Raw genomic sequence first — 23,525 nt, 5'->3', positions numbered from 1 at the left:
GTACCTACTCTTGGTGACCGTGAACCAGCAGCGAGTCTCGCGAAAGCGGACATATCTCATGTGCTCGCCCGAGCACTTCACGGTCGAGTACGCGATCAACCCGTGGATGGACGTGACCACGCCGGTCGACGCCGACCTGGCGGTCAAGCAGTGGGACCGGCTGCGCGAGACGCTCGTCGGGCTGGGCCACGAGGTGCACCTGCTGACTCCCGAGGCGGGCCTGCCGGACATGGTCTACGCCGCGAACGGCGCGTTCGTGGTCGACGGCACGGTCTACGGCGCCCGGTTCAAGCATGAGCAGCGGTCCGCCGAGGCCGCCGCGCACCGGGCGTTCTACGAGCAGCAGGGCTGGCGGTTCATCGCGCCGAGCGAGACGAACGAGGGTGAGGGCGACTTCGCGTACCTGCCGGAGGCGCACGGCGGCCTGATCCTGGCCGGGTACGGCTTCCGGACCGAGCCGGCCGCGCACGCCGAGGCGCAGGAGGCGCTCGGTCGGCCGGTCGTCTCGCTGCACCTGGTCGATCCGCGCTTCTACCACCTGGACGTCGCGCTGGCCTCGATCGACGACGAGAACGTCGTCTACTACCCGGGCGCCTTCTCGGCCGCGAGCCAGAAGGTGCTGGCCCAGCTCTTCCCGGACGCGATCGTCGCGGACGACGAGGACGCGCTGGCGTTCGGTCTGAACCTGGTCAGCGACGGGCTCAACGTGGTGCTGAACAACGAGGCGACGCGGCTCGCCGGCAAGCTGAAGGCGGCCGGCTACCACCCGGTCCCGGTGGAGCTGGCCGAGCTGAAGAAGGGCGGTGGCAGCGTGAAGTGCTGCATCGCCGAGCTGCGGCACTGAGCAGAGCCTCGACGCGAAGGGCGGTCTCCCGGTGGGAGACCGCCCTTGCGCGCGTACGGGGGCCGGTCAGCCCAGCGTCGCCAGCTCGTTGATCACGACGTTGGAGAGCAGCCGGCCGTCGGTCTGCACCCGGCGCAGGTACCACTTCTGCTGTGGGGTGCGGGTCTGGTTGAACTGCCAGGTGCCGCGCGGGCTGTCCACCTGGCCGACCTTGCCGAGCGCCAGGTTGACCTGCTGCGGCGAGGGGTTCGACCCGGCCAGCCGGATCGCCTTGTCCAGCACCAGCGCGGCGTCGTACGACGCCATCGCGTACGTGGTGGGCGCCGAGTTGAACGTCTTCCGGTACGCCGAGGCGAAGATCCGGTTCGCGGTGTTGTTCAGGTCGGCCGAGTAGTTCAGCGCGGTCTCGATCCCGTACGTCTGGATGAGCTTGCGCTCGCGGCCCTTCTCCCCGTCGTCGAGCTGGTCGAGCGCGGTGCCCTCGGTGAGGAAGCCGGGGGCGTAGATCGGTCCCCGGTAGCCCTGGGCGTAGAGCTGCTTGACGAACTGCACGGCCTGCGCGCCGGAGTAGTGGCAGAAGACCGCGTCCGGCTTGCGCCCGAGCGCCTTGCGGATCGGCCCGGAGTAGAGCGTCCGGGACGGGTTCGGGTCGTCGTCGGTGAAGATCGGGTCCTCGGTGAGCCGGCGGCCCCGCTCGTACGCGCGCCGCAGCCCTTCGATGACGTCCTGGCTGCCCAGGCCACGGGTGCCGAAGATGGCGATCCGGCTGGACGCGTCCAGCTTCTGGCGCAGGTACTCGCCGAGCGCCTCGCCGGGCTCGGTGAGCACGTACGAGGTGCGCCAGATGTAGACGACGCCCTGGAGCGTCGACGGGGAGGCGTTGGAGCCCAGCAGGGGCACCCGGGCCTCCTCGACCGCCTCCTTGATTCCGGTCATCACGGTGGGGCTGACCACGCCGGTGAGCGCGAGCACGCCCTCGGAGAGCAGCCGGTCGACGGCGGCCTTTCCGGTGGCGGCGGTGTCGCCCTCCTCGGCGGTCACGAGCGTGACCGGGTGGCCGGCGATCTGCTGGCCGCGCATGCTGACGAAGAGCTGGAAGCCGTTGGTGATCTCGTCACCGATGGCCTTGTTCGCTCCGCTGCCGGGCACGATCAGCCCGACTTTGATCGGGCTGCCGGATCCGGCCTGGTCTCCGGACTCGTCGTCCCCGGAGCCGCAACCCGCCGCCAGTCCGGTGGTACCCAGCGCGGCCAGCAGTTGCAGCGCCCGCCTGCGGTTCATCTGTGCCACCGAGTTTCCTTCCCGACGGGGTGGCCATGGTGCACACCCCTTCGGCGTTCTACCTGGTCGACGACGCTGCGTCAATGCCCTGAAGATCATCGTGAAGCGACCGCAACGCCGCCACCACCTGGGGCCATGCGGTGGAACCCGGTGCGATCAGCCCGAAATGCTCGCATGCGGGCAGCTCAACGAGCGTGGCGGAGCCTCCCGCGGCGTGGTCGGACGCCACCCAGGAGCGGCTGATCGCGACCGGAACCTGGGTATCTTGATCGCCGTGAATGACTACTGTGCGTGTTTGAATGGGCACCAATGCCGATGGATCGGCTGCCGCGTACCGGTCCGGCACGTCGTCCGGGCCGCCGCCGAGCAGCGCGGCCACCGCACCCTCGTCCAGGTCCAGCCGGTACGCCTGCGCGAGGTCGGCCACCGGCGCCAGCGCGAGCACCCCGCCGACCGTCTCCGGTGCGTGCGCGGCCACGTACAGGGACAGGTGCCCGCCCGCGGAGTGACCGACCAGGATCGGCGGTACGGGCGTCACCCGGCCGGGCATCGCGGCGGCGGCGAGTGCCGGCAGCGCGGCGATCCCGGCGCGGACGTCGGTCAGCGTGTGCGGCCACCCTCCGCCCGGCCGGCCGGTCCGCCGGTATTCGATCTGCGCGACCGGGTGGCCGAGCGCGGCCAGCGCCGCCGCCATCGGGCCGGTGTGGGCCCTGTCGTACTCCGCCCGCCAGAAGCCGCCGTGCACCACGACCACCAGCGGCCGGGGCGGCCCGTCACCGGCCGGCAGCCGCAGGTCGGCGCACTGGTCCGGGTGGTCGCCGTAGGAGACGGTGGCATCCGGGGGCGGGGACGGGCGGGTCAGCACCTCGCGCGGGTCGGAGAGCATGCGGCGACCGTAGCGTCCCCCGGACCGGCCGCGTGCACATGGTCGGCGTGGGTAAAGATGGGTGCCATGACCGAAGCGCACTCCGCCGGACACGACGACGAACAGGGCAACGATGGCATCCCGGGCACCGTGGTGGTGGTCGGGCCGGACGGCCGCCCGGTCGGCACGGTGCAGACCGACGAGGGCAAGGGCGAGGACCCGACCCGTCTGGTCGAGCAGCCGGCCAAGGTGATGCGGATCGGCAGCATGATCAAGCAGCTGCTGGAGGAGGTGAAGGCGGCGCCGCTCGACGACGCGAGCCGGCACCGGATGCGGGAGATCCACGAACGCTCGATCGTCGAGCTGAAGGAGGGCCTCGCGCCCGAGCTGCGCGAGGAGCTGGAGCGGATCTCGCTGCCGTTCACCGAGCAGCAGGCGCCGAGCGAGGGCGAGCTGCGGATCGCGCACGCCCAGCTGGTGGGCTGGCTGGAAGGGCTGTTCCACGGCATCCAGGCCGCGCTGGTGGCCCAGCAGATGGCCGCCCGCGTCCAGCTGGAGCAGATGCGTTCCGGCCGTCAGGCGCTGCCCAGCGGCCCGGGCGGCGTGATGCCGGGCATGCCCGGGATGCCCGGCGCCGGCGAGGGCCACGCGCCCGGCCAGTACCTGTGACAGTCGGCCGGGGCGCCGCACGGTGCCCCGGCCGCTCAGTCCAGCTCGAAGACCTTCTCCAGGTACGCGGCCACGCCGTCCTCGGTGTTCGGGCCGGTGACCTCGTGGGCGATCTCCCGTACGGCCGGGTGGGCGTTGGCGACGGCCACCGCCCGTCCGGCCCAGGCCAGCATCGGCACGTCGTTGGGCATGTCGCCGAAGGCCACCACGTCCCGCTCGTCGACGCCGAGCCGTTCCGCGTACCAGGCCAGGCCCGCTGCCTTCGTCACACCGGCGGCCGAGATCTCGATCAGCCCGCTGTACGACGAGTGGGTCGCCTCGGCCAGCCCCTCCAGCGCGCCCGCCACCACCCGCACGAAGACGTCCGGGTCCTGCTCACCGGCCCGCGCCAGCAACTTCACCGCGGGCGCGGCCAGCAGTTCCTCCGGCGACTCGACCGCCCGGATCGCGTCGAGGTCGGCGTCCCAGCGCAGCGGGTAGTGCGCCTCGTGCCGCATCTGCCGGCTGTCCACGATCTCCACCGCGAGGCTCACGCCGGGCACCTCGGCCCGCAGCCGCCGGGCCACCTCGGCCAGCAGCTCCGGGGCGAGCGGGTCGGCCCGCAGCACCTGGTCGGTGTCCGGGTCGTACACCACCGCGCCGTTGGCGCAGATGGCCGGCAGCGGCGCGTCGAGCTGCTCGTACACCATCGGGAGCCAGCGGATCGGACGGCCGGTGACCAGGACCACCGGGGTGCCGGCGGCGGCGATGCGGGCCAGCACCGCGGCGGTACGCGGGCTGACCGTCCGATCGTCGCGCAGCAGTGTGCCGTCGATGTCGGAGGCGACGAGCCGAGGTGGATCTTCCATCACCGGGAGAGTAGCCGGTCCAGGTAGACCGCGACGCCGTCGTCGTCGTTGCGCAAGGTGACCTCGTCCGCCGCGGCCCGGACCTCCGGGTGGGCGTTCGCCACCGCCACCCGGGCCCATCCGGCCCAGTCGAACATCGGCAGGTCGTTCGGCTGGTCGCCGAAGACCAGCACGTCGGCCGGGTCCACGCCGAGTCGTTCGGCGATGACACTGAGCCCGCTGGCCTTGTCGGTGCGGGGCGGGCAGATCTCGATGAAGCCGAGCCCGGCCTGGGTGAGCGTGGCCACGTCCGGCGGCACGATCGCCCGGGCGGCGGCCAGCAGCTCGTCCACGTGGTGGTCGGCGGTCCGGGCGAACGCCTTGATCACGTCGCAGGACAGGCACTCGACCCGGCTGCGGGCCTCGAACCGGTCCGGGTAGGGCCAGCTCGGGTGGTAGTCGCCCCACAGCGGCGCGTCGTGCTCGTCCGACGCCTCCACCATCACGGTGAGCGGGCCGACCGCCGCCTCCAGGTCGGTGAGGATCCGGGCCAGCACCTCACCGGGCAGCCGCTCGTCCCGCAGCACCAGGGGCCCCTCCGGGTCGCTCTGGTCCACCACCCGGCCGCCGCCGGCCATCACCAGGAAGTCGGCGGCCCGGATGTCGTTGCGGGTGAGTTCGGTGAGGCGCGGTCCGCGGCCGGTCGCGCCGACCACCGGGATCCCGGCGGACCGCACCCGGTCCAGCACCCGATGGGTGTACGCGGAGACGGTCTCGTCGCTGCGGACGAGCGTGCCGTCGAGGTCGGTGGCGATCAGCTTGGGCAGTCCCGGGCGGGTCATGGTTCCTCCTTCGCCCGCCGCCGTCACGCCGGCCGACCAGGTCCTCGGTGCCGCGACCATGGGACGGCGGGCAGCAACCGTATCTCGCGGAACGGGCGGCAACCACGGCTTTCCGGCGAATCGGCGGCGAAGCTCCGGTGGCCGCCGGACGCGCTGCCGGAGCTGGTTCAGTACGCCCGTTCGGGGCCCGCGAACGGCACCGTGGGCTGCACCGTCAGATCCGCCGGGGCCGGGGGCACGTCGTCCTCGTCCGCCCGGCGGCGGCGCTCGGGCCGGTCCTCGTCCGGCTCCCCGTCGGTGGCCGTCCCGCCGGCCGCGCGACCGGCCAGGTGCAGCGCGGCCGCCAGCAGTGCGACAGCGACGAACGCGCTGACCAGGCCGCGTCCGTGCTCGACCTGGAGGCTCTGCTCGCCGACGAAGAACAGGATGCGCCGGGCCAGCTGTTCGAGGGAGGCGGCGGTCGCGACCAGCACCCCGAGCACGGCCGCCGCGAGACCCAGCCCGGCCAGCCGGGCGTGCTGCCGCACCGCCGGGGCACCGCGCAGCGCCAGCCCCACCGCCACCGACAGCCCGAGCAGGCCCACCAGGTACGCCGTACCGAGCCCGCCGATCTCGGAGATGCCGCTGGTCAGCCGGGCCGGTGCGTCCTCGCCCCGGGTCTCGGCCGGCACCGTGATCGCCAGCCACTCGCCGATCAGCGAGGCGAGCGCGGCCACCGCGCCGAGCCCGGTGAGCACGGGCGGCAGACGGCGGTCCCGGCCCAGCGCGGCGAGCGAGCGCGCGGCCCGGCCGGACGACTCCGGCTCGGTGTCGCCCCACTCGACGATCGTGGTGTCGTCGGACCTGGTGTCCTGCATGGGGATTCGCTTGTCCTGCCGGGGAACGGGGAGATCCTGCGACATGGCCACCCTTCCCGTACGCGGGCCTGCGTCGAATCATGGCACAGCCCGCTCCCGCCGGCCCGGATCGCGACCCCGGGGTCCGGTGCGGGGCGGCCCGCTTTCGGTTAGCGTCGGTGCCATGCCTATCCGTACCGCATCCGCTCGCTGGCAGGGCAACCTCACCGAGGGGTCCGGCACCGTCCGCACCGGCAAGGGCGGCCTGTCCGGCAACTACTCCTTCAAGTCGCGCTTCGAGGAGGGCGAGGGCACCAACCCCGAGGAGCTGATCGGCGCCGCGCACGCCGGCTGCTTCTCGATGGCCCTCTCCAAGCAGCTCGCCGACGCCGGCGCCCAGGAGACGGCGGTGGAGACCACCGCCAAGGTGCACTTCGACAAGACCGACGCCGGCATGACGGTGACCCGCATCGACCTGGAGACCGTGGGCCAGGTTCCGGGCATCGACCAGGCCGAGTTCACCAAGCTCGCCGAGGCGGCCAAGGAGAACTGCCCGATCTCCCGGCTGCTGTCGCCGGGCGCGCAGATCACGCTGAACGCCCGTCTGGCCTGACATCGCGTACGGCACGGCGGGGGTGTCCTGCGGGGCGCCCTCGCCGTGCGGTGTGCCCGATCCGGAGGGAGTGACCGGGCCGCGTGGCCGTGGAGATGAGCCGGGACCGGTTCGAGGAACTGGTCGGCGAGGCGCTCGACGAGGTGCCCGAGGAACTGCTCGGGTTGATGAGCAACGTGGTCATCCTGGTGGAGGACGACCCGCCGCCGGGCGAGGACCTGCTCGGTCTGTACGAGGGGCATGCCCTCACCTCTCGCGGCTGGGACTACTCCGGTGTGCTGCCCGACCGCATCCTGATCTACCGCAACCCGATCCTGGCGATCTGCGACACCGACGACGACGTGGTCGACGAGGTGGCGGTGACGGTGGTGCACGAGATCGCCCACCACTTCGGCATCGACGACGAGCGGCTGCACGCCCTGGGCTGGGGCTGACCGGCCTCCGGCGCGTCCCCGCTCGGCTGATCCCGGCGGTTGCGCCGGTCCCCTAACCTGCGGATCAGGCAGATCCTGATGCAGGAGGAAAACCCATGCGCAGCGCGCTGTTCTCCGCGGAGAACCTTGAGAAGGAGTCCCAGCAGCCCGGCATGCGGTTGCAGAACTCCAAGATGCTGAAGATCGAGCTGAACGGCGAGGCGATGGCCCGGGTCGGGTCGATGGTCGCCTACCAGGGGCAGGTGCAGTTCCAGGCGCTCGGCTCCGGCGGCATCGGCAAGTTCATCAAGCAGCGGCTCACCGGTGAGGGCGTGCCGCTGATGAAGGTCTCCGGGCGCGGCGACGTCTTCCTCGCCGACTTCGCCAAGGACGTGCACGTCATCGACCTGGAGCCGGGCGACGCGCTGTCCATCAACGGTTCCAGCGTGCTGGCGTTCGACTCGACGCTCCAGTACGACATCAAGATGGTCGGCGGCGCCGGGTTCGCGTCCTCGTCCGGCCTGTTCAACTGCGTCTTCACCGGCCACGGCCGGATCGCCATCACCACCAAGGGCACCCCTGTGGTGCTCAACGTGGACGCCCCGACGTACGTGGACCCGCAGGCGGCGGTGTGCTGGTCGGCGAACCTCCAGACCGGCTACCACCGTGCCGAGCAGCTCGGCCTGGGCACGCTGCTCGGCCGCAGCACCGGTGAGGCGTTCACGATGAGCTTCGCCGGTCAGGGCTTCGTCGTGGTCCAGCCCTCGGAGGAGCCTCCGGTGGCCGGCAGCGGCTCCCAGCAGCAGGGCGGCGTGCTCGGCGGCCTGCTGCAGTGACCCTGGGCGCCCGGGGCGTCCGCGGAGGTCGCCCCGGGTCGGTCAGCTCAGCTCGCCGGCCCGCAGCCGGGCCACCCAGGCCGCCGCGTCGGCGTAGTCGGCGTCGGTGAGCCCCGGCGGCACCGGCGTCTGCTGGTCACCCGCCGCCGTGCTCCAGCGGTGCCGGGGGTACGACCCCAGGAACCGCACGTCGGCGCAGACCCGGCGCAGTCCCTGCAACGCCTCGCCGAGGCGTACGTCGGCGACGTGCCCGGCGCAGTCCAGGAAGAACACGTAGCGGCCGAGCGCCTCGCCGGTGGGGCGGGACTCGATCCGGGTCATGTTCACGCCGCGCACGGCCAGCTCCATCAGCACCGCCAGCAGCGCGCCCACCCGGTCGTGGGCGAGGCACACCGCGAGCGAGGTCAGGTCGTCGCCGGTTGGTGGCGGGGGCGGCCCGGGGCGGGACACCAGCGCGAACCTGGTCACCGCGTCCGGGTGGTCGGCGATCTTGTCGGCCAGCACTGCCAGGCGGTGCCGGCTCGCGCCGATCGGGGCGCAGATGGCGGCGTCGTACTCGCCGCTCGCCGCCCCGGCCGCGGCGGCGCCGTTGGAGAGCACATCGACCACTGTGGCGTCCGGCAGGTGCGCCCGCAGCCAGCCCCGGCACTGGGTGGACGCCTGCGGGTGGGCTGCGACGGAGCGTACGTCGGCCAGCGTGGTGCCGGTGCGGGCGGCCAGCACGAACTCCACCGGGAGGACCACCTCGCGGGTGATCACCAGCGGGTCGCCCTCGACCAGCTCGTCGAGGGTCACCCCGACCGCGCCGCCGATGGAGTTCTCCAGTGGCACCAGCGCCGCGTCCGCCTCGCCGGCGCGTACCGCGTCGAGCGCCTCGCCGACGCTGCGGGCCGGCGTGCGGTCCCCGCGCTCGGCGGCGGGCACCGTACGCAGGGCCTGCTCGGCGAAGGTGCCCTCGGGGCCCAGGTAGACGAAGCGGGTCGGCGGTGTTCCCGGCATGCCGACCAGCCTACGCACCCGGCGTGCCGTCGCAGGCCAGGGTACGGATGCCGGCCGGCGCCACGGTCCGCACCTCGACGCCGCACACGTCCGTGCCGGCGGTGACCAGCCTCGGCGTGCCGTTCTCGCCGCGCGTGACCACCTGCAACTCCTCGTGCCCGGTGACCGACAGGACGGTGTACTGCCAGCCCTCGGCGCAGAGCGGACCGGCCGACACGGTGACCCGGACGTCGCGGGGCAGCACGCCGGCGGAGCCGCGCAGCAGCGCGACGATCCGGTCGCCGGAGGGCCGCCCCCGGCAGGGTGCCGCCGACGCCGGCACGGACGGGGAGAGCGTGGGCGGGAGAACCGGCACGGGTGGGGTCGGCGTCGCGCTCGGGCTGGCCGTGACGGACGCCGACGGGGCCGGGACGGGCGTGGCGGCGGCGGTTGGCGGCGCGCGCAACTCGGGCGGGGTGCCGCAGGCGGCGAGGGCGAGCACTGTCAGCAGCGCCAGCGGGCGGTGGCGGTGCCGGGGGCGTGGGGTGCGGGGCACGGGGGCGTCCTCGGGCATCGAGGGATGTCGTCGTGGGGTGGACCGAGGTCATCGTAGGAGCAGGACCGGCCCGGGTGAAGGGCTCCGGGTCTCGTCGCGGCTCAGACTGCGGAGAGGAAGGTGAGCGACCCGGCCACCGCGCCGTCGGTGAGCACCGGCGTGGAGATGGCGTCGACGGTCCGGCCGGCGTCGGAACCGGGCCCCTGCACCCGCAGCAGGCCGCGGGCGAGCCGCCCGGAGTGCAGCGCGAGCAGCGGCGGGATCTTGTCGGTCTCCTGCTCGGTCAGCTCGCTCGGGCTCGCCGTGAAGTCGACGAGGCGCAGGCCGCCCTCCAGCAGCGGCAGGCCGATCACGTCCTCCGGGGCGCCCAGGCAGAGCAGGTCGCAGCCGGACGAGGAGATCGCCACGACAGTGGTGCCGGCGTCGATCAGCAGGCACGGCTCGGCGGCCCGGGAGACCATGCCGGACCACTGCCCGAAGTTGTCGGACTCCTGCTCGGCGGATGCCGCGGGCGCGAACACTTCCGAGAGTGAGAGTTCGACGTGGGCCACCGCGCCTCCTATGTACACCGACGGTCTGTCCACGCTAGCCGGTCGGTGCGGCGGAAGCATCGGCTGCCGGGCGGCCGGCGACGGCGCGGACCGACGGAACCAGTCGGGGGCGGTGCCGTGGGCCGCGTGGCGTCGCCGGAGACGTTACCGGCGGGCGGCCTGCTTGTCAGCGGCCGTTCGGCCCTCGTCATACCACCGGTAGTCGGCGGTTGGACGGTACGTGCCGTTGAACCACGTGGCCGGCGCCTGCGCGACGCGGGAGAGCTTCTCGGCGGTGGCCGGACTGATCCGGTTCCCACCGGCCACGAGCAGGCGGTCCAACTCGCGGTGGGTGGCCATGAGGCAGTCCTTCGGCAGGCCGTAGACGCTGATCACCCCGGAGCCGACGAACGTCAGCACCGGCGTCACCGGGATCGGCAGGCCGACCGCGTCGGAGAGGGCCTTGCTGGCACGCTTGGCGTCCCGGCGGGCCTCCAGCACGTACGGCGGGCGCTTGCCGTTGATCTGGACCACGTCGCCGGCCACCAGCACGCGGGCCCGGCCGTGGTCGGCGATGGTGACCGCGAACAGACCGCTCGGGCCGATGGCCAGGAACCCGGCCCGGTCGTCACGGCCGCGGTCGAGCAGCATGTCGGCCGGGTCCGTCCGGGGCCACTCGATGACGTGCCAGGCGGGACCGAGGTGGTCGAGTTGGCCCAGGGCGCGGGCCCCTGCCGCTTCCAACCGGCGGGCCCCCCGCTCCGCCCGGCGACGCCGGGCCCACTCCAATGGAGTCGGTCGGGCCGGCTCGAGCACCGAGGTGGGCTCGACCCGGGGGGAGTGCGGCACCGTGCGGGGCGGCAGTGCCCTGCTCGGTACGGCTCGACGAGCGGGAAAGACAGTCATCGCGACCTCCGGCAAAAGGTCTCTCGAAGTTATGTCTCCACTACCCTACGTTGCGCCCCCCGGGGCTCGGCAAGTTGGACCGCCGGAGTGAGTGCGGATGAATGCCATATTCATTCACACTTCTTTTCCGGATGGTGCGCAAGCCTGCCCTAGGCTGCGGGGGTGACCCACCATGTGGACAGCGAAGTCGCCCGGCTCGGGACGGTGCTGCTGCACCGCCCGGGACCGGAACTGGCCCGCCTCACCCCACGCAACAACGACAGTCTCCTGTTCGACGCTATCCCATGGGTGGGACGCGCGCAGGAGGAGCACGACGCGTTCGCGGCGGCGTTGCGGTCCCGCGGGGTCGAGGTGCTCTACCTGGCCGACCTGCTGGCCGAGACGCTCGCCGTGCCCGACGCGCGGGCCGAGCTGACCGAGCAGGTGCTGCGGTCCCGCCGGCTCGGCCACACCCTGCGGCGCCGCGTCGCCGACCATCTGGCGTACCTCGATCCGGCCGGGCTGGCCGACGTGCTCACCGCCGGGCTCGCCCACGAGGAACTGCGGCTCGGCGCCGACCGTCCCGGCGGTCTGGTCTGGACGCTCATGGACCGGCACGACTTCGTCATCGACCCGCTGCCCAACCTGCTGTTCACCCGCGACTCGTCGGTCTGGATCGGCGACCGGGTCGGCGTGACGAGCCTGGCCATGCCGGCCCGGCGGCGGGAGACCACGCTCACCGACGCGATCTACCGCTACCATCCGCGCTTCGTCGGCACCGAGTTCGTCTACCACCCCCGGATGGAGCACCTGGAGGGCGGCGACGTGCTGCTGCTCGCGCCGGGGGTGCTCGCCGTCGGCGTCGGTGAACGCACCACCCCGGCCGGCGCGGAACGGCTGGCCCGGCAGGTGTTCGCGGCCGGCCTGGCGCACACCATCCTGGTGGTGCCGATCGCGCAGGAACGCGCCACCATGCACCTGGACACGATCTGCACGATGGTCGACGTGGACGCCGTGCTGATGTACCCGAACGTCGCCCACGAGCTGTCCGCGTACACGGTCATCGCCGGCGCGGACGGCGACGACCTGCGGGTCGACGGCCCGGCGCCGTTCCTGCGGGCCGCGGCCGACGCGATGGACCTCGACCAGCTCCGGGTGATCGACACCGGTCTGGACCCGGTCACCGCCGAACGCGAGCAGTGGGACGACGGCAACAACACGCTCGCGCTCGCGCCCCGGCTGTGCGTCGGCTACGAGCGCAACGTGGAGACCAACGCGCAACTGGAACGCGCCGGCATCGAGGTGATCGCCATCGCCGGTTCCGAACTGGGCTCCGGGCGGGGCGGCCCGCGCTGCATGTCCTGCCCGCTGGTGCGGGAGAAGGGCGGGGCCGCCTGACCCGGAGACGTCAGCGCAGCGTCAGCTGGCGGCCGAGCAGGCCCTGGCGGGCCCGGCGGCCGGCCGCGTCGAGCGGCTCCCGCTCCGCGACCGCCTCGGCGTAGCGCTTGGCGAACTCCGCCACCGGCGCCTCCCACTCGGCGGCCGGGGTGTCCTCCGGCAGATCCCAGACCGGCGCCAGGCGCCCGTGCGCCCGGAACATGCCCGCGAACTTCGTGTCGTCGCCGAGCGTCAGCGCGCCCGCCGCGGCGAGCCGGGACAGCGCGTCGAGCGCGGTGTCCTCGTCCTCCGGCAGGACCAGGCGCACGTGGGCCTTCTCCGGCACCTGGCACCAGTACGCGGCCGGCGCGGCGGCCAGCTTGACGGTCGGGTAGATGGCCGAGTTGGCCCGCTCCAGGGACGCCTGGACGTTCGGGTCGTCGGCGGCGCCCGGGTCGAGCCAGAAGTCGAACCCGTCGTGCATGGTGATCTCCAGCGGGCCGTCCACCAGGATGTCCTGGAGGCGGGGGCCCGGCCCGGGCAGCGGCGGCACGCTCACCTGGCCGCCCGGCTCGGTGCGCAGCGCGGAGATCAGCGCGTCGGCCAGGTCGCGGGAGACGTCGCCGGACTGCTGGTGCCGCTGCAGGCCGATGAAGACCCGCCCGTCCGGCTTGGTCATCGCCGGTGCGGCCATCGGCAGCACTGTCGCCAGCGTGACCGGCCGGTCGCCGTACTCCTCGATCAGTTCCGGGGTCAGCCGCAGCGGCGCGGACGCCGCCGGGACCAGCTCGCGCAGGGCGATCCACTCCGGCTCGTCCGCCAGGCCCTCGAACGGCCGGGGCACGAAGACGTCGCGCACCTTCTCCCGCTTCGGGGTGGCCTCGCCGGCCCGCTGGTTCTTCCGACGCTTGCTCATGCGCCCGCTCCGCTCCGCTCGGTCATGGCGAGACAGCCTAGATGCCGGGTCTCGGCGGCGGGGGCCGGACCCGTCCGCCGCGTCGGTCAGCCGGCGGCGACCAGGTCGGTCCGATGCGCCGGGACCGGGTCGAACCGCGCCCACACGCTCTGGCCCAGGCCGTCGCGCTCCACGCCCCAGCCGCTGGCGAGCCCGGCGACGATGTGCAGCCCTCGGCCGTCGGCCGCGTCCGGCGCGGCGGTACGCATGCACGGGCCGGCACCGGAACCGCCGTCGGTGACCCGCAGCTCGACGCTCGGCCCCTGCTCGGTCGGGCGCAGCCGCCAGGCGACCCGCACCACGCCGCCGGGCAGCGAGTCGGCGTGCCGGACCGCGTTGCCGACCAGTTCGGCGAGGACCGCGACCAGGTCGGCCACCAGGACCGGGGGTACGACGCCGGTCAGCTCGTCGGCGAGCCGATGCCGGGCCAGGCGCGCGCCGGTGGCGTCGTGGGGCACCACCACGCACCACGACCGTTCGGCCGGACCAGTCGACACGTCGTTCCTTCCCCGCCCGTGAGTGCCCCGGTCAACCCCGGGGCAGCCGCACCTCTGCGACCGTACCGCCACCGGCCCTGGGCCGGAGCGATACCCATCCATTCTGCTGTTCAACGATCTGGCGGACGAGATAGAGACCGAGCCCGGCGCCGGGATACCGGCGGCGGTCGCCGGACTCCCCCTGCCAGAACCGGTCGAAGGCCCGCTCCACGTGTTCCGGCCGGATACCGATGCCCCGGTCGGCGACCCGGAACGAGACGGTCCGCTCGTTCGCCTCGGCGGTGATCTCGATCGGTGTGTCCGGCAGCGAGTACTTCCCGGCGTTGGTGCCCAGTTCGGTGAGGACCGTGGCGAGGCTGTGCCGGTCGCCGAGCGCCTTGGGCAGGTCGGCGGGCAGGTCGAGCACGACCCGGTGCCGGACGTCCGCCGGCAGGTCCACCACCGCCGCGCGCAGCGCGTCGACCAGGTCGAACGGCGCGGCCGGTTCGCCACCGGGACGGTTCTCGGTGGCGGCGGTCAGCAGCCGGTCGACCAGGCGGGCCAGTTCGTTGGCGCGCTGGCCGATGATCCGGGCGGCCTGCCTGCGGTCGCCGTCGCTCAGCGAGTCCCAGTGGTCGGTGAGCGTGTCCGCGTACCCCTTGATGACGGTGACCGGGGTCCGCAGTTCGTGGCTGGTCACCGCGACGAACAGATCCCGGTCGTGGTCGCGCCGCTGCTGGTCGGTGGTGTCGCGGAAGCTGACCACGCGCAGCGCGTTCGGGCCGGGCAGTTCGCCGGACGTGATCCGCAGCCAGCGGCCGTCCGGCAGCCGGTGGTCGAGCACCTGACCGGGCGGCGGCAGCGGGAACGGCAACGGCCGGCTCAGCGCCTCGTCCGCCGGCCGGCCGGTCACCTCGACCGCGGCCGGGTTCCAGAGCCGGACACGTCCGTCCCGGTCCACCACCGCGAGGCCGTCGGCGAGCGCCGCCACGACCGGCCCGTCCCCGTGTACGGGCAGGCCGGTCTGGTCGCCGTACATGTGGGCGATGCAGGCGGCGATGTAGCCGATGACGGCGCGTTGCGAGGGTTGCAGCGGTTCGCTCAGCGGGTAGAGCGCGTGCAGGCTGCCGACGGTGAGCCCGCCGATCTCGGCGCGCGCCACGATCATCCGGCAGAGGCCCCGGCCGGCGACCTCGTCGGCGAGCGCACCGGGGATCGCGTCGACCCGGACCTCCCGTACCGGCGGGCCGGCGAGCAGGCAGACGGTGGCCGGGTCGGTGGCGGGCAGCGGGCGGCCGAGGACGAACTCGGCGCTGCCGGTCGCGGCGACGACCCGTCCGCCGGCCGGGGTGAACTCCACGAAGACCAGGCCGGCCGCGCCGACCGCGGGTTCGACCTCGCGGAGCAGGCGGGTGAGGACGGCGAGGCCGGACTCGCCTGAGTTGATCATTTTGATCGCTGCGGTGTGGCCGGCGATGAAGGCGGGGTAGTCGGTTCGCTCCGGCATGTCCCGAGTGTGCCGCGCCGTCCGCGTCCGGGACACCCCCGGCCGGTCGACGGTCCCCGGTACCGATCGACGGGACTCACCGGCCCAACCGGGCCAGCGCGTGGGCCGGCCGGTCCGTGATCACCCCGTCCACGCCCGCTTCCAGCACGAGTTCCAGGTCCTCCGGCTCGTTGACGGTCCAGACGTACACCGAGTTGCCGGCGGCGCGCAGCGAGGGGACCAGGCGCGGGCGGGCCCGGACCAGGTCCACGCCGGGACCGGCGATCCGGGTGCCGAACGGCAGCCGGCCCAGCGGCAGCAGGCGCGGCAGCACCTCCAGCAGCAGCACGGTGGGCAGCGCCGGCGCGAGTTCCCGGACCCGGCGTACGGCGAGCGGCGAGAACGACATCACCGTCACCTGGACCGGATGGTCCGGGCGGGGCTCGGCCAGCCCGTACCGGCGCAGCATCTCGACCAGGCGGCGCTCGACCTCGCCCCGGTAGCGGGACGGGTGCTTGGTCTCGATCAGCAGCCGGACCGGCCGCCCGGCGGCCAGCACCGCGTCGAGCAGCCGCTCCAGCGTGAGCAGCCGGGTGTGCGACTCGTCGAGCAGCACGTCGTCCTCGGCGAGCGTCGCGGCCCGGTGCCAGGAACCGAAGTCCAGCGCCTCCAGCTCGGCGAGCGTCCGCGCGCTGACCAGCCCGTGGCCGTTGCTGGTGCGGTCCAGCCGGCGGTCGTGCACGCAGACCAGGTGCCCGTCACGGGTCAGCCGGACGTCGCACTCCAGCCCGTCCGCGCCCTCGTCCAGGGCGCGCAGGTAGGCGGCGAGTGTGTGCTCCGGCAGGTCGTACGAGGCACCGCGATGGGCGAAGACCAGGGGGACGGTCATGGCCGTGTCACCGGCTCAGGCGACCCGGCCCGGCTGCCCGTCGTCGGTGACCACCGGACGGCCCGCGGCGGCCCAGTCGCCCATCCCGCCGTCGACGTTGCGGACCTGGTCCCAGCCGTTGCGCATGAGGTAGCCGACCACCTGGGCGGACCGGCCGCCGGAGCGGCAGATCACCGCCACGTCGCGGTCCTGCGGGATCTCGGCGATCCGGGCGGGCAGCTCGGTCATCGGCAGGTGGTGGGCGGCCGGCGCGTGGCCGGCGGCCCACTCGTCGTCCTCGCGGACGTCGAGCAGGTAGACGTCGTCGGGCACGGCCGACGCGGGCACGCTGGGTAGTGAGGCTCCGAACACGGTAGAAGCCTAGTCGCCCACGGCGCTCACAGCCGGTTGACCCAGCGCGGGTTGGCGCCGGCCCACTCCGGCACGCGCGTGTCGCGCAGCGCGCCGAACAGCCCGGCGCCGCCGTCGTCCAGCACGACGTACGAGACGCCGTCGATGGTCTGCGGGTAGGAGGGCACCTGGACCCCGCGCAGGGCGTCCGCGGGCAGGCCGCGCAACGCGAACAACAGCTCGTCCAGGGGTACGCCGTTGGTGTCCACGGTCAGCGCCCCGCCGGCCGCCCGCAGCACCCGGTCCAGCTTGACCGGGTCGCTGCGCAGCCGTGTCTCGCCCGCCCGGTCGAGCACTGCCCGCAGCATCTGCTGCTGGTGCCGCTGCCTGTCGAAGTCGCCACCGGGCAGGTCGTAGCGCTGCCGCACGTAGTCGAGCGTCCGCGCGCCGTCCATCTGCTGGCAGCCGGCCTCGAACTGGTACCGGGTGTGGATCGAGCGCACCGGCGTGTCCACGCACATCCGGATGCCGCCGAGCTGGTCGATCACCTCCTTGAAGCCGGAGAAGTCGACGAGTGCCGCGCCGTCGAAGCGGATCCCGGTGAGCCGGTTCAGGGTGGTGCTGAGCAGGCGCGCGCCGCCCTCACCGCCGCCGCCGTGCTCGTACGCGGCGTTGACCTTGTCCTGGCCGCCGGGGAAGCCCGGTGCCGGGGGGAGCGCCACCAGCAGGTCGCGCGGTACGGAGATCAGGTACGCCTGCCGCATCCCGGCCGGTACGTGCACGATCAGGATGCTGTCGGAGCGCTGGTCCTCCGGGTTCGCGCCGGGCCGGTGGTCGGAGCCGATCAGCAGGTAGTTGAGCGCCCCGTCCAGGTCCGTCCGCTTCTTGCGGGCGGCCGGGTCGAGCAGCTGCTCCTTGGCCACGGTGCGGTCGTAGCGCGAGGTGAGCCAGTGCAGCCCGGCGACGCCGAGCGTGGCGAGCAGGACCAGCACGAGGCCGGTGCCGAGCAGGAACCGGGCCCAGCGGGCGGGTCCACCCCGCCCGCGTCGGTTCCGTGCTGGCCTGGACGTGACGATCCCCCCGTAGCCGCGACATGAGACCCGCTCACGTCAGGCTACGGGGGGATCGGCCGACCGTTACCGCTTTCGCGCAGGTCAGCGGGTCATTTCCGGGTGGAGAGGACGTCCGGGTTGTTCACCACGAAGTCGGCCAGCTTGTCGTTCTTGACCGCCTGGAACATGTCCATCGTCGTCTCGTTGAACGTCTCCCGGCCGTTGTCGTTGCCGGCGAAGGTGCCACCGTTGGTCCGCAGCGTGACCAGGTCGTTCCCGTTGAGGTTCTTGAGCGTGAAGATGAAGTCGGCGATCGGCACGCCGCCGGTGTCCAGGACGAACGCCTTGCCCGCGGCCTTCATCAGCGAGTTCAGCTTCAGCGGGTTGGTCAGCATGCCGCCCTCGGTGGCCTTCTTGGCCATCGCCTTGATCAGCTGCTGCTGGTTCTGCTGCCTGTCGTAGTCGCTGTTCGGCAGGCCGTAGCGCTGGCGGGAGTAGTCGAGCGCCTCCCAGCCCTCCATCTCCCGGCAGCCCTTCTTGTGCACCACTGCCTTGTACGGCTTGCCGGTCTTCTTCGCGTCGGCGTTCCACATCGGCTTGCCGTCGACGTACGACATGTGGTGCGACTTGACCTCGTGGCTCACGCAGATCCGCACCGAGCCGAGCGCGTCGATCACGCTCTTGAAGCCGCCGAAGTTGATGATCGCGGCGCCGTCGAAGCCGATCCCGGTCATCGACTTGATCGTCTTGGCCATCAGCTGGGCGCCGCCCTCCCAGCCGCCGCCGTTCTGGGCGCCGTGGAAGAAGGCCGCGTTGATCTTGTCGGTGCCGCCCTTGTAGCCGCTCTTCTCGAACGCCGGGATACGCGCCTCGGTGTCCCGGGGGATCGAGATCAGGTACGCCTGGTCGTGGCTGGCCGGGATGTGCAGGATGATGATCGTGTCCGACCGGACGTCATCGGCGGCCCAGCGCTCGCGGGCGTCCACACCGAGCAGCAGCATGTCGATCGGACCTTCGAGGCTGTTGCCGCCCTCGGCCTCGCTCTTGCCCGCCCCGCCGAGCAGGTTGCGCTGGGCGATGTTGTCGGTGGCCTGGCCGATTACCGCCTTGCTGCCGACGATCGCGACGCCGCTTGTCACCATCAGCACCGCGCCGAGCACCAGTGTGAGCTTGGCCCAGAGCGGGTCCTTGCGCTTGGTGCGCTTCTTCTTGCCACCGCCGGGACCGCGACCGCCGGAACCGGGCTGTGTGGGGATGACCGGAGGGACCCGCCCGGATGATCCGGGTGCCGGTGACTGCGGGCGACGGCTGGTCTGGACCGACATGCGTGCTCCAGCTCGGTGATCGGGGGCGGGACCACTTTACGTATCTGTTCCCGTATTCGCGACCTCGTAGGCTCGCAATTCCCGTCAATACCGGCCTACATCCTCGGGTTGTGGCCGAACGGGCAAGGGTAAGGAGCCGGTCGGCGGTTGGCCTCCGTGGTGGCGAGGCCCTAGCGCTCGTTACCGGTCATGTCGTGCCGGCGTCAGCCGCCCGCGTTGTCGCCCGAGCCCTTCTGGTTGGCCTGCATCCACTCGGCCATCCGGTCCGCGGCGATCGCCTTGTACATCGCCAGCGCCTTCTCCCGGTCGGAGACCACCACCGACTGGCCGTCGATGGTCTGGCCGCCCAGGTGCGGGCTGGTGACGAACGTCAGGTTCTCGCCCCGCAGGCTGCGGAACTGCACTGCCATGTCGGTCAACGAGAATCCCTGGTCGACCGTGACGGCGGCGGTGACCGCCTTGAGGAAGTCGTTCAGCTTCTTCGGGTTGGTCAGCGTCCCGGTGCTGGCCGCCTTGTCCATCAGCGCCTTCAGGAACTCCTGCTGGTGCCGCATCCGGGCGAAGTCGCCGTCCGGGAACTGCTTGCGCTGCCGGACCCAGTCCAGCGCCTCGGCGCCGTTCATGTGGTTCACGCCCTTGGTGAACGTCCGGTACGGCTTGTGGATCGAGGTGATGGTCCGCTCCACCTTGAGGTCGACCCCGCCCAGCGCGTCGGTGACCTCCTTGAAACCGCCGAAGTCGATGGCCATGACGTGGTCGATCCGTACGTCGGTGAAGCACTCCACGGTCTTCACCGCGAGCGGCAGGCCACCGAACGCGAACGCCGCGTTGATCTTGTTGCGCGAGCCCGAGTCGCAGGACGCGCCGGCGCTCTCCGGGATCGGCACGTACAGGTCACGCGGCACCGAGACCAGGTAGGCGCTCTTGTGGTCGGCCGGGATGTGCATGACGATCACGGTGTCCGCGCGCCACTTGCCGGAACCGTCGACAGGAGCGTCCGGATCCCGCGAGTCGCTGCCCACGAGCAGGATGTTGAACGCGCCGTCGACCTGCTTGGCCGGCCGGCCGCCGGTGATCCCGGCGAACGGGTCGGTGCGCGCCAGGTCGTCGTCCAGGTTGCGGGCGTAGAACCACGCGCCGAGGCCGCCGAGCAGCGCCAGCACCAGCACCGCGACGCCCGCCACCAGGCCGATGCGCCCCCAGCGTGGCCGGGGGCCACGCCGCCCGGATCCGCCCGGACCGCCACCGCCCGGACCACCGGGCCCGGTCGGCCCGGCCGGGCCGCCGGGACCGCCGGAGCGGGGCGCCTCGTCGTGTGCGGGGTACCACCTGGTTTCCGAGGGCCGGGCGCGCCCGGTGGCGGCCCGGCCGGAGCCGGGAACCGAGGCGCGGCCCGCGCCCCGGCTCAGGTGTCGGGGGATCGGGGCGCCGGCAGACGAGGTCGCTGACATGTAACCGAGGGTAGGTCGGCCGGGCCACCGACGCCCTCGTACGCGCGCCGATGTCAGCCGCGTCCCCGGCGGGTTCAGTACCCGAGACGCCCGCGGAAGTACTCGATCGTGCGTCGGAGGCCGTCTTCGGGCGTGACGCTCGGCTCGTATCCCAGCAGTTCGCGGGCGAGGGTCAGGTCCGGGCGGCGCATCTCCGGGTCGTCGGAAGCGCGAGTGATGTAGCTCACCTCGGACGTGCTTCCGGTGAGTGACACGATCGTCTCGGCCAGTTGCCGCATCGACATCTCGTGCTCGGTGCCGCAGTTGATCGGCCCGGTCTGGGTCGAGTCGAGCAGCAGCAGGATGCCGCGCACCAGGTCGTCGACATAGCAGATCGAGCGGGTCTGGTTGCCGGTGCCGTGCACGGTGATCGGCTCGCCGCGCAGGGCCTGCGAGATGAACGTCGGGATGGCGCGGCCGTCGTCCGGGCGCATCCGCGGGCCGTACGTGTTGAAGATCCGCACGATCGCGGTGTCCGTGCCCCGGCTGCGGTGGTAGGCCATGGTGGCCGCCTCGGAGAAGCGCTTCGCCTCGTCGTAGACGCTCCGGATGCCGATCGGGTTGACGTTGCCCCAGTACGTCTCGCGCTGCGGGTGCTCCTTCGGGTCGCCGTACGCCTCCGACGTGGAGGCCATCAGGAACCGGGCGCCGTCGTCGGTGGCCCGCTCCAGCAGCGCCAGCGTCGCCACCGAGCCGACCCGGAGGATCTCCACCGGCAGCTTCTCGAAGTCGGTGGGGCTGGCCGGGGACGCCATGTGCAGGATCGCGTCGAACCGCTCGGTCATCGCCGGGTGCTGCGGCAGGCCGTCGGAGATGTCCGCCTCGACGAGCGTGAAGGTCGGCTCGTCCAGCAGGTGGGCGACGTTGTCCTTGGACCCGGTGACGAAGTTGTCCAGCACCACGACGGTGCAGCCGCGCTCGACGAGCCGGTCGACCAGGTGGGACGGGACGAAACCGGCGCCGCCGGTGACGAGGATGCGGTGACCGGTACCGAAGCGGGGAGCGACCTTCATGGCGGTCAGCCTATACACGCGAGGCGGGGCCCCCGCGTAAGGCAGGGGCCCCGCTCGACCGTGGTGCTCAGTGGGCGCCGGCTCCGGTGAGCGAGCGCACCTCCAGCTCCGCGTACTTCTCCTCGTCGCTCTCCTTGGACAGGATCGTGCCGAGCCAGCCGCACAGGAAGCCGAACGGGATCGAGATGATGCCCGGGTTCGACAGCGGGAACCACTGCCAGTCGTGGTCGGGGAACATCGCCGTCGGCGCGCCGGAGACGACCGGCGAGAAGAAGACGAGCACCACGGCGGCGAGCAGGCCGCCGTAGATGGCCCAGACCGCGCCCGAGGTGTTGAACCGCTTCCAGAACAGGCTGTAGAGGATGGCCGGCAGGTTGCCCGACGCGGCCACCGCGAACGCCAGTGCGACCAGGAACGCCACGTTCAGGTTCTGCGCGTAGATCGACAGGACGATCGACACCGCGCCGATCACCAGCGCGGAGATCCGGGCGACGGTCACCTCCTGCCGTTCCGACGCCTGCCCGTTCTTCATCACGTTGGCGTAGAAGTCGTGCGCCAGGCTGGACGACGACGCCAGGGTGAGCCCGGCGACCACCGCGAGGATCGTGGCGAACGCGACCGCTGCGATGATCGCCAGCAGTGTCGCGCCGCCCAGGTCCCCGCCGAGGAACTGTTCGCCCAGCTTCTCGGCGAGCTGTGGCGCCGCCGTGTTGCCCGCCTTGTCCTGCGCGGTGATCTCCGACCCGCCGACGATCGCCGCCGCGCCGAAGCCCAGCGCCAGGGTGAGCAGGTAGAACGTGCCGATGATGCCGATCGCCCAGAGCACGCTCTTACGGGCCGCCCGCGCGGTCGGCACGGTGTAGAAGCGGATCAGGATGTGCGGCAGGCCGGCCGTGCCGAGGACCAGCGCGATGCCCAGCGAGAGCAGGTCCATCTTGCTGTAGAACGTCTTCAGCGCGTCCCCGGGTGTCTCCACGCCGTAGCGCAACCCGGGTTCGAGGAACGCCGCTCCCTTGCCCGAGGCGCTGGCCGCGTCGCCGAGCAGCGAGGACAGGTTGAACTTGTACTTGGCGAGCACCAGCAGCGTCATCGCCAGCGCGCCGCCCATCAGCAGGAACGCCTTGACGATCTGGACGTACGTGGTGCCCTTCATGCCGCCGACCGTCACGTAGATGATCATCAGGGCGCCGACCATGATGATGGTGGCGACCTTGGCGGTGTCGGCGTCCATACCGAGGAACGTGGTGCCCGGCTTGATGCCGAGCAGCAGGGCGACGAGCGCGCCGGCGCCGACCATCTGGGCCAGCAGGTAGAAGATCGACACCGTGATGGTGGAGACGGCCGCCGCGGTCCGGACCGGCCGCTGCCGCATCCGGAACGCCAGGACGTCCGCCATCGTGTACCGGCCGGAGTTGCGCAGCAGCTCGGCCACGAGCAGCAGCGCCACCAGCCAGGCGACCAGGAAGCCGATCGAGTAGAGGAAGCCGTCGTAGCCGTAGAGCGCGATGATGCCGGCGATGCCCAGGAAGGACGCCGCCGACATGTAGTCGCCGCCGATCGCCATGCCGTTCTGGAAGCCGGAGAAGGACCGGCCGCCGGCGTAGAAGTCGGTGGCGGTCTTCGTCTGCCGGCTGGCCCAGACGGTGATCGCCAGCGTGATCGCCACGAAGACCAGGAACAGCGTGATGGTGAGGTTCCGGGCGGTGGTGCTGCCCGCCTCAGCCGCGAGGACCGTGTTCATGGGTCACCTCCCCCATCTCGTCGCGGATCCGGTCGGCGACCGGGTCGATCCGGCGGCTGGCGAACCGCGAGTAGAACCAGGCGATGAGGAACGTGGAGACGAACTGGAGCAGGCCGAAGACCAGGGCGACGTTGATGTTGCCGATCAGCTTGGTGCCCATGAATCCCCGCGCGTACGCGGAGAGGATGACGTAGAGCGCGTACCACAGGAAGAACGCGACGGTCATCGGGAAGACGAAGCCGCGCAGCGTGCGCCGCAACCCGGCGAACTCGTCCGACCGCTGGACGGCGAGGTACCGTTCCGCCGCCGACTCGGCGGGTGCGGACGCGGGTGTGTCCGTGGACATCTGTGGATCACCACCTTCGCAAGGCGTGGGGGAGTTTCGCGCACGGTAGAGAGCGCGCTCCCGGCCCGGG

At 72.3% G+C, this 23,525-nt stretch carries 26 protein-coding genes; 6 read left to right on the top strand and 20 right to left on the bottom strand.

What is annotated here, in order from left to right; all coding sequences use genetic code 11:
* The first annotated feature begins 10 nt into the window (after window positions 1–10).
* On the top strand, window positions 11–844 hold the full coding sequence (gene ddaH, locus NMK34_RS30405; protein ID WP_318336179.1) for a dimethylargininase: 834 nt from the start codon (window positions 11–13) through the stop codon (window positions 842–844).
* Between the two features lie 66 nt (window positions 845–910).
* Here ddaH and NMK34_RS30400 read toward each other — a convergent pair whose 3' ends face one another.
* Together NMK34_RS30400 and NMK34_RS30395 are read right to left on the bottom strand one after the other, a co-directional pair.
* The gene (locus NMK34_RS30400; protein ID WP_318336178.1) at window positions 911–2,134 is read right to left on the bottom strand and encodes an ABC transporter substrate-binding protein; all 1,224 of its coding nucleotides are present in this window, start codon (window positions 2,132–2,134) and stop codon (window positions 911–913) included.
* Between the two features lie 49 nt (window positions 2,135–2,183).
* Window positions 2,184–3,011: an alpha/beta hydrolase gene (locus tag NMK34_RS30395; protein ID WP_318336177.1), complete on the bottom strand. Its 828-nt coding sequence runs from the start codon at window positions 3,009–3,011 to the stop codon at window positions 2,184–2,186.
* A gap of 57 nt (window positions 3,012–3,068) precedes the next feature.
* On the opposite strand from NMK34_RS30395, the gene NMK34_RS30390 reads away from it, so the two are divergent.
* Window positions 3,069–3,659, top strand: coding sequence for a bacterial proteasome activator family protein (locus NMK34_RS30390; RefSeq protein WP_135242545.1), 591 nt, complete (start codon window positions 3,069–3,071; stop codon window positions 3,657–3,659).
* A 35-nt stretch (window positions 3,660–3,694) separates the two neighbouring features.
* Here the strand turns inward: NMK34_RS30390 and NMK34_RS30385 are convergent, their stop codons facing one another.
* The 3 genes from NMK34_RS30385 to NMK34_RS30375 form a co-directional block, all read right to left on the bottom strand.
* The gene (locus NMK34_RS30385; RefSeq protein ID WP_318336176.1) at window positions 3,695–4,507 is read right to left on the bottom strand and encodes an HAD family hydrolase; all 813 of its coding nucleotides are present in this window, start codon (window positions 4,505–4,507) and stop codon (window positions 3,695–3,697) included.
* On the bottom strand, window positions 4,507–5,328 hold the full coding sequence (locus tag NMK34_RS30380; protein WP_318336175.1) for an HAD family hydrolase: 822 nt from the start codon (window positions 5,326–5,328) through the stop codon (window positions 4,507–4,509). Before NMK34_RS30380 ends, NMK34_RS30385 begins: the two co-directional genes overlap by 1 nt.
* A gap of 167 nt (window positions 5,329–5,495) precedes the next feature.
* Entirely contained in the window at window positions 5,496–6,185 is a 690-nt protein-coding gene (locus tag NMK34_RS30375; protein WP_318336174.1) for a hypothetical protein, read from the bottom strand.
* 163 nt (window positions 6,186–6,348) lie between these two features.
* On the opposite strand from NMK34_RS30375, the gene NMK34_RS30370 reads away from it, so the two are divergent.
* From NMK34_RS30370 to NMK34_RS30360, 3 genes are all read left to right on the top strand, one after another.
* Complete coding sequence (locus NMK34_RS30370) at window positions 6,349–6,777, top strand: OsmC family protein (protein ID WP_013289315.1); 429 nt, start codon at window positions 6,349–6,351, stop codon at window positions 6,775–6,777.
* 89 nt (window positions 6,778–6,866) lie between these two features.
* Window positions 6,867–7,211: a metallopeptidase family protein gene (locus NMK34_RS30365; protein ID WP_026268384.1), complete on the top strand. Its 345-nt coding sequence runs from the start codon at window positions 6,867–6,869 to the stop codon at window positions 7,209–7,211.
* Window positions 7,212–7,306: 95 nt separating this feature from the next.
* On the top strand, window positions 7,307–8,026 hold the full coding sequence (locus NMK34_RS30360) for an AIM24 family protein (RefSeq protein ID WP_064448083.1): 720 nt from the start codon (window positions 7,307–7,309) through the stop codon (window positions 8,024–8,026).
* Window positions 8,027–8,068: 42 nt separating this feature from the next.
* On the opposite strand, the gene pheA is transcribed toward NMK34_RS30360, so the two are convergent.
* The 4 genes from pheA to NMK34_RS30340 all read right to left on the bottom strand — a co-directional run bounded on the left by pheA (window position 8,069) and on the right by NMK34_RS30340 (window position 10,996).
* Complete coding sequence (pheA, locus tag NMK34_RS30355) at window positions 8,069–9,025, bottom strand: prephenate dehydratase (protein WP_318336173.1); 957 nt, start codon at window positions 9,023–9,025, stop codon at window positions 8,069–8,071.
* Between the two features lie 10 nt (window positions 9,026–9,035).
* Entirely contained in the window at window positions 9,036–9,578 is a 543-nt protein-coding gene (locus tag NMK34_RS30350; protein WP_318336172.1) for a hypothetical protein, read from the bottom strand.
* 83 nt (window positions 9,579–9,661) lie between these two features.
* Window positions 9,662–10,111 carry a hypothetical protein gene (locus NMK34_RS30345; RefSeq protein ID WP_318336171.1) on the bottom strand — a complete coding sequence of 150 codons (450 nt, stop codon included), beginning with the start codon at window positions 10,109–10,111 and terminating at the stop codon, window positions 9,662–9,664.
* Between the two features lie 144 nt (window positions 10,112–10,255).
* On the bottom strand, window positions 10,256–10,996 hold the full coding sequence (locus tag NMK34_RS30340; RefSeq protein ID WP_135242537.1) for a hypothetical protein: 741 nt from the start codon (window positions 10,994–10,996) through the stop codon (window positions 10,256–10,258).
* 162 nt (window positions 10,997–11,158) lie between these two features.
* Here NMK34_RS30340 and NMK34_RS30335 point away from each other — a divergent pair, with 162 nt between their 5' ends.
* Entirely contained in the window at window positions 11,159–12,373 is a 1,215-nt protein-coding gene (locus tag NMK34_RS30335) for an arginine deiminase (protein WP_318336170.1), read from the top strand.
* Window positions 12,374–12,383: 10 nt separating this feature from the next.
* Here the strand turns inward: NMK34_RS30335 and NMK34_RS30330 are convergent, their stop codons facing one another.
* The 11 genes from NMK34_RS30330 to NMK34_RS30280 form a co-directional block, all read right to left on the bottom strand.
* Window positions 12,384–13,268 carry a DUF5926 family protein gene (locus NMK34_RS30330; protein ID WP_194800339.1) on the bottom strand — a complete coding sequence of 295 codons (885 nt, stop codon included), beginning with the start codon at window positions 13,266–13,268 and terminating at the stop codon, window positions 12,384–12,386.
* A gap of 86 nt (window positions 13,269–13,354) precedes the next feature.
* Window positions 13,355–13,804, bottom strand: coding sequence for an ATP-binding protein (locus tag NMK34_RS30325; protein WP_318336169.1), 450 nt, complete (start codon window positions 13,802–13,804; stop codon window positions 13,355–13,357).
* A 31-nt stretch (window positions 13,805–13,835) separates the two neighbouring features.
* The gene (locus tag NMK34_RS30320; protein WP_318336168.1) at window positions 13,836–15,290 is read right to left on the bottom strand and encodes an ATP-binding protein; all 1,455 of its coding nucleotides are present in this window, start codon (window positions 15,288–15,290) and stop codon (window positions 13,836–13,838) included.
* 76 nt (window positions 15,291–15,366) lie between these two features.
* Entirely contained in the window at window positions 15,367–16,158 is a 792-nt protein-coding gene (locus NMK34_RS30315; RefSeq protein WP_318336167.1) for a glycerophosphodiester phosphodiesterase, read from the bottom strand.
* 15 nt (window positions 16,159–16,173) lie between these two features.
* Window positions 16,174–16,509, bottom strand: a complete 336-nt coding sequence (locus tag NMK34_RS30310) for a rhodanese-like domain-containing protein (protein WP_013289303.1) — start codon at window positions 16,507–16,509, stop codon at window positions 16,174–16,176.
* A gap of 26 nt (window positions 16,510–16,535) precedes the next feature.
* Window positions 16,536–17,471, bottom strand: a complete 936-nt coding sequence (locus tag NMK34_RS30305; protein WP_209310489.1) for an LCP family protein — start codon at window positions 17,469–17,471, stop codon at window positions 16,536–16,538.
* Window positions 17,472–17,650: 179 nt separating this feature from the next.
* Entirely contained in the window at window positions 17,651–18,865 is a 1,215-nt protein-coding gene (locus tag NMK34_RS30300) for an LCP family protein (RefSeq protein WP_318336166.1), read from the bottom strand.
* Between the two features lie 203 nt (window positions 18,866–19,068).
* On the bottom strand, window positions 19,069–20,316 hold the full coding sequence (locus NMK34_RS30295; RefSeq protein ID WP_318336165.1) for an LCP family protein: 1,248 nt from the start codon (window positions 20,314–20,316) through the stop codon (window positions 19,069–19,071).
* Window positions 20,317–20,390: 74 nt separating this feature from the next.
* Window positions 20,391–21,368 (bottom strand): NAD-dependent epimerase/dehydratase family protein, encoded by a 978-nt coding sequence (locus NMK34_RS30290; RefSeq protein WP_318336164.1) that lies wholly within the window; start codon window positions 21,366–21,368, stop codon window positions 20,391–20,393.
* A 67-nt stretch (window positions 21,369–21,435) separates the two neighbouring features.
* Window positions 21,436–23,109 (bottom strand): cation acetate symporter, encoded by a 1,674-nt coding sequence (locus tag NMK34_RS30285; protein WP_135242528.1) that lies wholly within the window; start codon window positions 23,107–23,109, stop codon window positions 21,436–21,438.
* Window positions 23,087–23,455: a DUF485 domain-containing protein gene (locus NMK34_RS30280; protein WP_013289297.1), complete on the bottom strand. Its 369-nt coding sequence runs from the start codon at window positions 23,453–23,455 to the stop codon at window positions 23,087–23,089. Before NMK34_RS30280 ends, NMK34_RS30285 begins: the two co-directional genes overlap by 23 nt.
* Window positions 23,456–23,525 lie beyond the last annotated feature (70 nt).

This window comes from Micromonospora sp. BRA006-A, assembly GCF_033433935.1.
In the GTDB taxonomy this organism is placed as follows: domain Bacteria; phylum Actinomycetota; class Actinomycetes; order Mycobacteriales; family Micromonosporaceae; genus Micromonospora; species Micromonospora aurantiaca.
The sequence above is the reverse complement of the archived record's forward strand: the minus strand, read 5'-3'. Positions and strand labels throughout refer to the sequence as shown.

What these genes read in the sequence shown, in the direction of transcription:
- NMK34_RS30395 (WP_318336177.1), bottom strand. Translation starts at nt 3,011, where the DNA reads ATGCTCTCCGACCCGCGCGAGGTGCTGACCCGCCCGTCCCCGCCCCCG.
- NMK34_RS30300 (WP_318336166.1), bottom strand. Translation starts at nt 18,865, where the DNA reads ATGTCGGTCCAGACCAGCCGTCGCCCGCAGTCACCGGCACCCGGATCA.
- NMK34_RS30360 (WP_064448083.1), top strand. Translation starts at nt 7,307, where the DNA reads ATGCGCAGCGCGCTGTTCTCCGCGGAGAACCTTGAGAAGGAGTCCCAG.
- NMK34_RS30370 (WP_013289315.1), top strand. Translation starts at nt 6,349, where the DNA reads ATGCCTATCCGTACCGCATCCGCTCGCTGGCAGGGCAACCTCACCGAG.
- NMK34_RS30330 (WP_194800339.1), bottom strand. Translation starts at nt 13,268, where the DNA reads ATGAGCAAGCGTCGGAAGAACCAGCGGGCCGGCGAGGCCACCCCGAAG.
- NMK34_RS30385 (WP_318336176.1), bottom strand. Translation starts at nt 4,507, where the DNA reads ATGGAAGATCCACCTCGGCTCGTCGCCTCCGACATCGACGGCACACTG.
- NMK34_RS30340 (WP_135242537.1), bottom strand. Translation starts at nt 10,996, where the DNA reads ATGACTGTCTTTCCCGCTCGTCGAGCCGTACCGAGCAGGGCACTGCCG.
- NMK34_RS30350 (WP_318336172.1), bottom strand. Translation starts at nt 9,578, where the DNA reads ATGCCCGAGGACGCCCCCGTGCCCCGCACCCCACGCCCCCGGCACCGC.
- NMK34_RS30280 (WP_013289297.1), bottom strand. Translation starts at nt 23,455, where the DNA reads ATGTCCACGGACACACCCGCGTCCGCACCCGCCGAGTCGGCGGCGGAA.
- NMK34_RS30390 (WP_135242545.1), top strand. Translation starts at nt 3,069, where the DNA reads ATGGGTGCCATGACCGAAGCGCACTCCGCCGGACACGACGACGAACAG.
- pheA (WP_318336173.1), bottom strand. Translation starts at nt 9,025, where the DNA reads ATGCCGGGAACACCGCCGACCCGCTTCGTCTACCTGGGCCCCGAGGGC.
- NMK34_RS30295 (WP_318336165.1), bottom strand. Translation starts at nt 20,316, where the DNA reads ATGTCAGCGACCTCGTCTGCCGGCGCCCCGATCCCCCGACACCTGAGC.
- NMK34_RS30290 (WP_318336164.1), bottom strand. Translation starts at nt 21,368, where the DNA reads ATGAAGGTCGCTCCCCGCTTCGGTACCGGTCACCGCATCCTCGTCACC.
- NMK34_RS30375 (WP_318336174.1), bottom strand. Translation starts at nt 6,185, where the DNA reads ATGCAGGACACCAGGTCCGACGACACCACGATCGTCGAGTGGGGCGAC.
- NMK34_RS30285 (WP_135242528.1), bottom strand. Translation starts at nt 23,109, where the DNA reads ATGAACACGGTCCTCGCGGCTGAGGCGGGCAGCACCACCGCCCGGAAC.
- NMK34_RS30320 (WP_318336168.1), bottom strand. Translation starts at nt 15,290, where the DNA reads ATGCCGGAGCGAACCGACTACCCCGCCTTCATCGCCGGCCACACCGCA.
- NMK34_RS30315 (WP_318336167.1), bottom strand. Translation starts at nt 16,158, where the DNA reads ATGACCGTCCCCCTGGTCTTCGCCCATCGCGGTGCCTCGTACGACCTG.
- NMK34_RS30380 (WP_318336175.1), bottom strand. Translation starts at nt 5,328, where the DNA reads ATGACCCGCCCGGGACTGCCCAAGCTGATCGCCACCGACCTCGACGGC.